This window comes from Streptomyces sp. NPDC054863 (assembly GCF_053610825.1).
On the sequence record NZ_JBSGZD010000324.1, the window covers coordinates 1 to 8,765 of the forward strand.

General features: G+C 69.0%; 5 protein-coding genes. 4 read left to right on the plus strand and 1 reads right to left on the minus strand.

Annotated elements, in window-relative coordinates; translation table 11 throughout:
• Window positions 1–65: 65 nt before the first annotated feature.
• A complete protein-coding gene (gene dnaE, locus ACWGIG_RS33760) occupies window positions 66–3,602 on the minus strand; it encodes a DNA polymerase III subunit alpha (RefSeq protein WP_453325510.1) in 3,537 nt (1,178 codons plus the stop codon).
• 237 nt (window positions 3,603–3,839) lie between these two features.
• Between dnaE and ACWGIG_RS33765 the strand changes: the two genes are divergently transcribed.
• From ACWGIG_RS33765 to ACWGIG_RS33780, 4 genes are all read left to right on the plus strand, one after another.
• Window positions 3,840–5,165 carry a DUF2252 domain-containing protein gene (locus ACWGIG_RS33765; protein WP_453325514.1) on the plus strand — a complete coding sequence of 442 codons (1,326 nt, stop codon included), beginning with the start codon at window positions 3,840–3,842 and terminating at the stop codon, window positions 5,163–5,165.
• A gap of 54 nt (window positions 5,166–5,219) precedes the next feature.
• The gene (locus ACWGIG_RS33770; RefSeq protein WP_453325511.1) at window positions 5,220–5,927 is read left to right on the plus strand and encodes a hypothetical protein; all 708 of its coding nucleotides are present in this window, start codon (window positions 5,220–5,222) and stop codon (window positions 5,925–5,927) included.
• An 86-nt stretch (window positions 5,928–6,013) separates the two neighbouring features.
• Complete coding sequence (locus ACWGIG_RS33775) at window positions 6,014–6,826, plus strand: thioredoxin domain-containing protein (protein WP_453325512.1); 813 nt, start codon at window positions 6,014–6,016, stop codon at window positions 6,824–6,826.
• A gap of 98 nt (window positions 6,827–6,924) precedes the next feature.
• Complete coding sequence (locus tag ACWGIG_RS33780) at window positions 6,925–8,607, plus strand: alkaline phosphatase D family protein (protein WP_453325513.1); 1,683 nt, start codon at window positions 6,925–6,927, stop codon at window positions 8,605–8,607.
• Window positions 8,608–8,765 lie beyond the last annotated feature (158 nt).

The window sequence follows — 8,765 nt, forward strand, 5'->3', positions numbered from 1 at the left end:
CTTACGTCTCGTACGCCGGTCTTTACGTCTCGTACGCCGGTCTTTACGTCTCGTACGCCGGGGAATCAGCCCGCCAGGCAGCTCGGGCCGAGCAGCACCTTCAGATCGCCGAAGAGCGCCGGATCGGCCGTCACCCGGTGCCGGTCGAGCCGCAGCACGGTCGTCTTGCGCGCACCGAGCAGCTTGATCCGCACCTCGGTGTTGCCCCGGTGGTTCTGGAGGATCTCGCCGAGCTTGCTGATCATCGGCGGGGTGACCTTGACGGTGGGGATGGTGAGAACGACGGGGGCGTTGCTCCCGGCATTCGACAGGTCGGGGACCTGCATCTCCATCGCCACCAGCCGCGGCACGTCCTCGCGCTTGTCGAGGCGGCCCTTGACGAAGACGACCGTGTCCTCGACGAGCTGGGTCGACACCAGCTGGTACGTCGCCGGGAAGAACATGCACTCGATGGAGCCCGCCAGGTCCTCGACGGTCGCGATCGCCCAGGCGTTGCCCTGTTTGGTCATCTTCCGCTGGAGGCTGGAGATGATGCCGCCGACCGTGATGACCGCACCGTCCGCGTGCTCACCGCCCATGAGCTGCGCGATCGCCGCGTCCGCCTTGGCCGTCAGGACGTGCTCCAGGCCGAAGAGCGGGTGGTCGGAGACGTACAGGCCGAGCATTTCCCGCTCCTGCGCGAGCAGGTAGGACTTCTCCCACTCGATGTCGGAGAACTCCACGTCGAGTCCGAAGCCGGGCTCCTCGCTGTCCTCCTCGCCGCCGCCGAAGAGGTCGAACTGGCCCTCGGCCTCTTTCCGCTTGACCTGCACCACGTTGTCGATCATCGGCTCGTGGTGGGCGACGAGGCCCTTGCGGGTGTGCCCCAGCTCGTCGAACGCACCGGCCTTGATCAGTGACTCGACGGTCCGCTTGTTGCAGACGACGGCCTCGACCTTGTCGAGGAAGTCCGGGAAGGAGGAGTACTTCCCCTTCGCCTTGCGCATCCGGATGATCGAGTCCACGACGTTCTGACCGACGTTGCGGACGGCGGTCAGGCCGAAGAGGATCACGTCGTCGCCCTGGGCGGCGAAGTTCGACTCCGACTCGTTCACGTTGGGCGGCAGGACCTTGATGCCCATGCGGCGGCACTCGTTGAGGTAGACGGCCGACTTGTCCTTGTCGTCCTTCACCGAGGTCAGCAGGGCCGCCATGTACTCGGCGGGGTAATTCGCCTTGAGGTAGGCGGTCCAGTAGGTGACCAGGCCGTACGCCGAGGAGTGCGCCTTGTTGAACGCGTATCCGGCGAACGGCACCAGCACGTCCCACAGCGCCTGGATGGCCTGGTCGGAGAAGCCGTTCTTCTTCGCGCCCTCCTGGAAGAGGACGAAGTTCTTCGCGAGCTCCTCGGGCTTCTTCTTGCCCATCACGCGGCGCAGGATGTCGGCCTCGCCGAGCGAGTACCCGGCGACGATCTGGGCGGCCTTCTGCACCTGCTCCTGGTACACGATGAGGCCGTAGGTGAGGCCCAGCGTCTCCTTCAGGGGCTCTTCGAGCTCCGGATGGATCGGCGTGATCTCCTGGCGGTTGTTCTTGCGCTCCGCGTAGTTGGTGTGCGAGTTCATGCCCATCGGGCCCGGCCGGTAGAGGGCCGAGACGGCGGAAATGTCCTCGAAGTTGTCGGGCTGCATCTGGCGCAGCAGCGAGCGCATCGGGCCGCCGTCGAACTGGAAGACGCCGAGCGTGTCACCGCGGCAGAGCAGTTCGAAGGTCTTCGGGTCGTCCAGTTCGAGGGCGAGCATCTCCAGGTCGATGCCCTTGTTGGCCCGGACCATCTTGACGGCGTCGTCCATGATGGTGAGGTTGCGAAGGCCCAGGAAGTCCATCTTGAGCAGGCCGAGCGACTCGCACTGCGGGTAGTCCCACTGCGTGATGGTGACGCCGTCGGTGTGCCGCACCCAGATCGGGGCGTGGTCGACGATCGGCTCGCTGGACATGATCACGCCGGCGGCGTGCACGCCCATCTGCCGGACCAGGCCCTCGACGCCCTTCGCGGTGTCGATGACCTTCCGCACGTCCGGTTCGTTCTCGTACATCCCCCGGATCTCGCCCGCCTCGCTGTAGCGCGGGTGCTTGGGGTCGGTGATGCCGGAGAGGTCGATGCCCTTGCCGAGGACGTCGGCGGGCATCGCCTTGGTGAGGCGGTCGCCCATCGCGTACGGATAGCCGAGGACCCGGGCGGAGTCCTTGATGGCGTTCTTCGCCTTGATCTTTCCGTATGTGCCGATCATGGCGACCTTGTCGGCGCCGTACTTCTCCGTCACGTACCGGATCACCTCGACGCGCCTGCGCTCGTCGAAGTCGATGTCGACGTCGGGCATGGAGACGCGCTCGGGGTTGAGGAACCGCTCGAAGATCAGACCGTGCGTGATCGGGTCGAGGTCGGTGATGCCCATGGCGTACGCGACGATCGAACCGGCCGCCGAACCACGTCCGGGGCCCACCGCGATGCCCTGGTTCTTCGCCCACATGATGAAGTCGGCGACGACCAGGAAGTACCCCGGGAACCCCATCGAGATGATGATGTCCATCTCGTACTCGGCCTGCTTCTGCCGGTCCTCGGGGACGCCGCCCGGGTAGCGGCGCTCCATGCCGGCCCGGACCTCCTCCCGGAACCAGGTGACTTCCGTGAAGCCGTCCGGGATGTCGAACTTCGGCATCAGGTCGCGCTTCTCGAACATCCCGGTGGTGTCGATCTGCTGCGCGACCAGGAGCGTGTTGGCGCAGCCCTCCTGCCAGGCGTCCGAGGAGTCGATGGCGTACATCTCGTCGGTCGACTTGAGGTAGTAGCCGGTGCCGTCGAAGCGGAAGCGGTCCGGGTCGGAGAGGTTCTTGCCGGTCTGGATGCAGAGCAGGGCGTCGTGCGCCGTCGCCTCGTGCGCGTAGGTGTAGTGCGAGTCGTTGGTCACCAGCGGCGGGATGCCCAGCTTCTTGCCGATCTCCAGCAGCCCGTCGCGGACCCGGCGCTCGATCTCGATGCCGTGGTCCATCAGCTCCAGGAAGTACTTGCCCTCGCCGAAGATGTCCTTGTAGTCGGACGCCGCCTGCACGGCCTCGTCGAACTGACCGAGCCGCAGCCGGGTCTGGACCTCGCCGGACGGGCACCCCGTGGAGGCGATCAGCCCCTCGGACCACTTGGAGATCGTCTCCTTGTCCATCCGCGGCCACTTCGTCAGCCAGCCCTCGGCGTACGCGTCCGACGACAGCCGGAAGAGGTTGTGCAGCCCCGTGCTGTTCGACGCCCAGATCGTCTTGTGCGTGTAGCCGCCCGAACCCGATACGTCGTCGCGCTTCTGGTGCGGCTGGCCCCACTTGACCTTCCGCTTGTTGCGCCGGGACTCCGGGGCGACGTACGCCTCGATGCCGATGATCGGCGTGACGCCCGCCTTCTGCGCCGAGTGGAAGAAGTCGTACGCCCCGTGCAGGTTGCCGTGGTCGGACATCGCGATGTGCGACATCCCCATCTGGTTGGCCGCCTCGAACATGTCCTTCAGCCGCGCGGCACCGTCCAGCAGCGAGTACTGGGTGTGTACATGGAGGTGCGTAAAGGGCGGCTTGGTCACGGCGGGGGCCTCCGGTTGCGGGTCGGTGACGAGGGCGTCGGCAGGGATGCCGACGAGAGTGTCGAGCAGTGGCTCGGGCAGGCAGGAAGTGTACTTCTCGGCACTGACAAACCCGGGGTTCCCGAGACTGCGGAGCGACGGGGCACTCAGGGGTACGGTCGTGCGTTGGACGGGTCAGCAGGCCTGTCCACCTTCCCCCGTACACGCACGTACGTCATGCACCAGGAGGCCCCGGCGATGTCGGTTCCGCAGACAGATGCCGCCCAGCGCGGCGAGCAGATTCTCGCCGTGTTCGACACCGCTTTCGGGCAGCTGCTGGCCGCCGACCCGGCCGCCTTCCGGGTCAAGTTCCGGAAGATGGCGGCCTCCGCGTTCGCCTTCTACCGGGGCACCGCCGGCCTGTTCTACGCCGACCAGGAGCGCGAGCAGAACGCGGGCCCGTACCTGGACGAGCGGACCTCCCGGGTGTGGATCCACGGCGACCTGCACGCGGAGAACTTCGGCACGTACATGGACGCCGAAGGCCGCCTGATCTTCAACGTCAACGACTTCGACGAGGCGTACGTCGGCCCCTTCACCTGGGACCTCAAGCGCTTCGCCGCCTCCATCGCCCTCATCGGCTACCAGAAGGCGCTCGGCGACGAGCAGATCGGCGACCTGGTGCGGGTGTACGCCGCCGCCTACCGCGAGCGCATCCACCAGCTCGCCACCGGCGCCAAGAACGACGAGGTGCCGCCCTTCACGCTGGACACCGCGCAGGGCCCGCTCCTGGACGCGCTGCGCGACGCCCGCGCGCTGACCCGGTTCGGCCTGCTCGACTCGATGACCGAGATCCGCGACTTCGAGCGGCGCTTCGCCGCGGGCGGCGGCTCCATCGACCTCGACGCCGCCACCCGGTACAAGGTCCTCGCCGCCTTCGACGGCTACCTGGAGACGCTGCCCGAGTCGTCCCTGACCCGCCCCGACTCCTACCGCGTGAAGGACGTCGTCGGGCGCCGCGGCATCGGCATCGGCTCGGCGGGCCTGCCCTCGTACAACATCCTCCTGGAGGGCAACAGCGACGCCCTGGAGAACGACGTGATCATCTACATGAAGCAGGGCCAGACCCCCGCGGTCTCCCGGCACATCACCGACGCCGCCGTCCGCGACTACTTCCAGCACGAGGGCCACCGCACGGTCATCTCGCAGCGCGCCCTCCAGGTGAACGCCGACCCGTGGCTCGGCTGGACCGAGCTGGACGGGCAGGGCCAGCTCGTCGCCGAGGTGTCGCCGTACGCGGTCGACATCGACTGGTCGGACATCGACGAGCCCGACGAGATCGCCGCCGTCGTCGCCGACCTGGGCCGGGCCACGGCCACCATGCACTCGGCCGCCGACGACGAGAGCGGCCACTCCCTGGTGCCGTTCTCCACGGAGCGGGCCATCGACGCGGCGATCGCCGCCGACGAGGACGGCTTCGCCGACCTCCTGGTCGACTTCGCGCACAGCTACGGCGCGCGGGCGCGCGCCGACCACCAGATCTTCGTGGACCTGTTCCGCAACGGTCGCATCACAGGTCTGTAGCCCTTTCCGCATCCTTAGAGGGCCCTTATCCGGGGCCGTGGGACACTCACCCCGATGGGCATATCCAGGACTCCGCTGAGAACCTTGCGGGCAGCACTCTTCACGGCACTCGTCGTGACGCTGTCCGTGGGTTCGCACGTGCTGCTGTCCGGAGCCCCGCTGCCCCCGCTCGCGGTCGCCCTCCTCGGCGCCGCCGTGTTCGCCCTGGCGTACGCACTCGCCGGGCGGGAGCGCGGCTTCGCACCGATCGCCGCCCTGCTCGTCCCGCTGGAACTGGCGGCGGACACCCTCTTCACCACCGGACAGCACGTCTGTTACGGGCCCTCCGGCGGGCCCGTCGCCGGTGCGTTGCGCTCCGTCGGGCTCGACGTGCTCTGCGGCGGGACGCCGGTCGGCACCCCCTTCGGCACCACCCCCTTCGTCCACGCCGGAGCGCAGGAACGCCTCTCCGACCTGCTCGCCTCCCCCGACCCCGCGCTCCCCTGGCTGCTGCTCGGGGCGCACGTGGCGGTCGGGCTGCTGGCCGCCCTGTGGCTGCGGTCCGGCGAGGTGGCCCTGGCGGGTCTGATCCGTACGGCCGCCGTGGGCGCCTTCCGGCCGCTGCTGCTCGCGGTCGCCTCCGCGACGGGTGTTTTCCCGGTACGGGGCCCCGGGCGCGCCGCGCTGTGCCGCGACGCCGCCGAGGTGTTGCGCAACCGGCTGCTGGTGCACTCCGTGGGCCGGCGCGGGCCGCCCGCCGCCGGGCTCGTCCTCGCCGCCTGAGCCCCGCCGTACCTGCGTCCTGCGCACGTCCGCCGGGCCGGGCATTCCCCACACGGCAGTCCAGTACCCACGGAGTTGGAACGATCATGAGCGCACGCAACAACCAGGCGAACAAGCAGGCGGCCCGCGAGCGGCTGAAGGCGGAGCGCGAGCGGCAGGCCAAGAAGGACAGGACCAAGCGGCAGATCATCGTCGCCGGGTCGGTCGTGGCCGTCCTCGCGATCGCCGGCGGCGTCGGCTACGCCGTCGTCCAGGCCAACAAGCCGAAGGCCTGGGAGGCCGCCGCGGAGGCCACGGTCACCAAGCCCGCCAACACCTCGGGCGAGAACGGCACCACGGTCGTCGTCGGCAAGGCCGGCGCGAAGAAGACCCTGGAGCTGTACGAGGACCCGCGCTGCCCGAGCTGCGCCGGCTTCGAGCAGGCGAACGGCGAGCAGATCAAGAAGGACGTCGACGCCGGCAAGTACAAGATCCAGTACATCGGCGCCACGTTCATCGACAACATGGCGGGCGGCGAGGGCTCCAAGAACGCGACGAGCGCGCTGGGCGCCGCGCTGAACGTGAGCCCGGAGGCGTTCCTCGCGTTCAAGGGCGCGCTGTACTCGCAGGCCAACCACCCCGAGGAGACCGTCGACAAGTTCGCCGACGACAACTACCTCATCAAGATCGCCGACCAGGTCCCGGCGCTCAAGGGCAACAAGAAGTTCCAGGACGCGGTCAAGGGCGGCACCTACGACGCGTGGGCGCTGAAGATGTCGGCGAAGTTCGACAAGAGCGGCATCAAGGGCACCCCGAGCCTGAAGATGGACGGCAAGACGGTCGTCAAGGAGGGCACCGACAGCGCCCCGATGGCACCGGCGGACTTCAAGGCGGCACTCGACAAGGCCCTCAAGGCCTGACGCTCCCTCAGGAGGGCCTGAACGCCTGGTCAACGGGTGGGTGAACATTTGGACGTTCACCCACCCGAACGGCGTACTGATCAGTAATGTGATCCGCCGTGACCAGTCAATTCACTCCTGCCACGGGTGTCCCCAGCGCCACACGGACCCCGTCCCGCCGCACGGCTCTCAGAGCCGCTGCCGCCACCGTCGCCGTTCCCGCCTTCATCGGCGCCACAGCCCTCCCCGCTGTCGCGGCAACCGCGTCCGCCACCGCCCCCGCCTTCCTGCACGGCGTGGCCTCCGGCGACCCGCTGCCCGACGGCATCCTGCTCTGGACCCGCGTCACCCCGGCCCCCGAGGCCACCCCCGGCTCCGGCCTCGGCCAGGACACGGCCGTCGGCTGGGAGGTCGCCGAGGACAAGGACTTCGGCCGCGTCGTCGCACGGGGGACGACGACCGCCTCCGCCGCCACCGACCACACCGTCAAGGTCGACGTAAGGGGCTTGCGCCCGGAGACCGCCTATTACTTCCGCTTCTCCTGCGGCGATACGTTCTCCCCGGCCGCCCGCACCCGCACCACCCCGGCCGCCGACTCCGCCACCGCCGGGGTCCGCTTCGGCGTGGTGTCCTGTGCCAACTGGGAGTCCGGCTACTTCTCCCCGTACCGCCATCTCGCGGCCCGCGCCGACCTGGACGCGGTCCTGCACCTCGGCGACTACCTCTACGAGTACGCGTCGGGCAGTTACCCCGAGCCCAAGTACGTCGTGCGGCAGCACGAGCCGCGACACGAGATCGTCTCGCTCGCCGACTACCGCACCCGGCACGGCAAGTACAAGACGGACCCCGACCTCCAGGCCCTGCACCACAGACACCCGGTGGTGGCGATCTGGGACGACCACGAGTTCGCCAACGACGCCTGGTCGGGCGGCGCCGAGAACCACACCCCGGGTGCCGAGGGCGACTGGGCGGCCCGCGTGGCCGCCGCCAAGCAGGCCTACTTCGAGTGGATGCCGGTCCGCGCCTCCACCGCCGGCACCGTCTACCGCCGTCTGCGCTGGGGCAAGCTGGCCGACCTGCACCTCCTGGACCTGCGCTCCTTCCGCTCCCAGCAGGCGGCGGTCGGCAGCGGCAAGGTCGACGACCCGGACCGTACGCTCACCGGCCGCGCCCAGCTGGACTGGCTGAAGTCCGGACTGGCCGCTTCCGACGCCGCCTGGAAGCTCGTCGGTACGTCCGTGATGATCTCTCCGGTCGCCTTCGGGTCCGTACCCGCGCACCTCCTGGAGCCGATGGCCGAGCTCCTCGGCCTGCCCAAGGAGGGCCTCGCGGTCAACACCGACCAGTGGGACGGCTACACGGACGACCGCAAGGAACTCATCGGGCACCTGCGGGACCGCTCCATCGGCAACACGGTCTTCCTCACCGGCGACATCCACATGTCGTGGGCCAACGACGTGCCGGTGAAGGCCGCGACGTACCCGGCGTCGGGCTCCGCGGGCGTCGAGTTCGTCGTCACCTCGGTGACCTCCGACAACCTCGACGACATCCTGCACGTCGCCCCGCAGACCGTCTCACTGGTCGCGGCGACCGCCGTCAAGGCCGCCAACCGCCACGTGAAGTACGTGGACATGGACTCGCACGGCTACGGCGTCCTGGACGTCACCGCCGAGCACTCGCAGATGGACTACTACGCGGTCTCCGACAAGACCCGCCAGGACGCCACGAGTACGTGGCGCAGGTCCTACCGGACTCTGTCGGGCACACAGCGGGTGGAGCGGGTCCACCAGCCGGTGCGCTGACCGCGCCCCGTCAGGAGCGCGGGGAACTGCGCGAGCAGTCACCCACGAGCCGCGCGGCCAAGGGCTTCGGGTGAAGCCAAGGGCTTCGGGCGAAGGGGCGGGACAGGGGGGCCGCCCCCCGCGGGGCCCCCCCGGTGCCCCCCCGCGGGCCCCCCCGA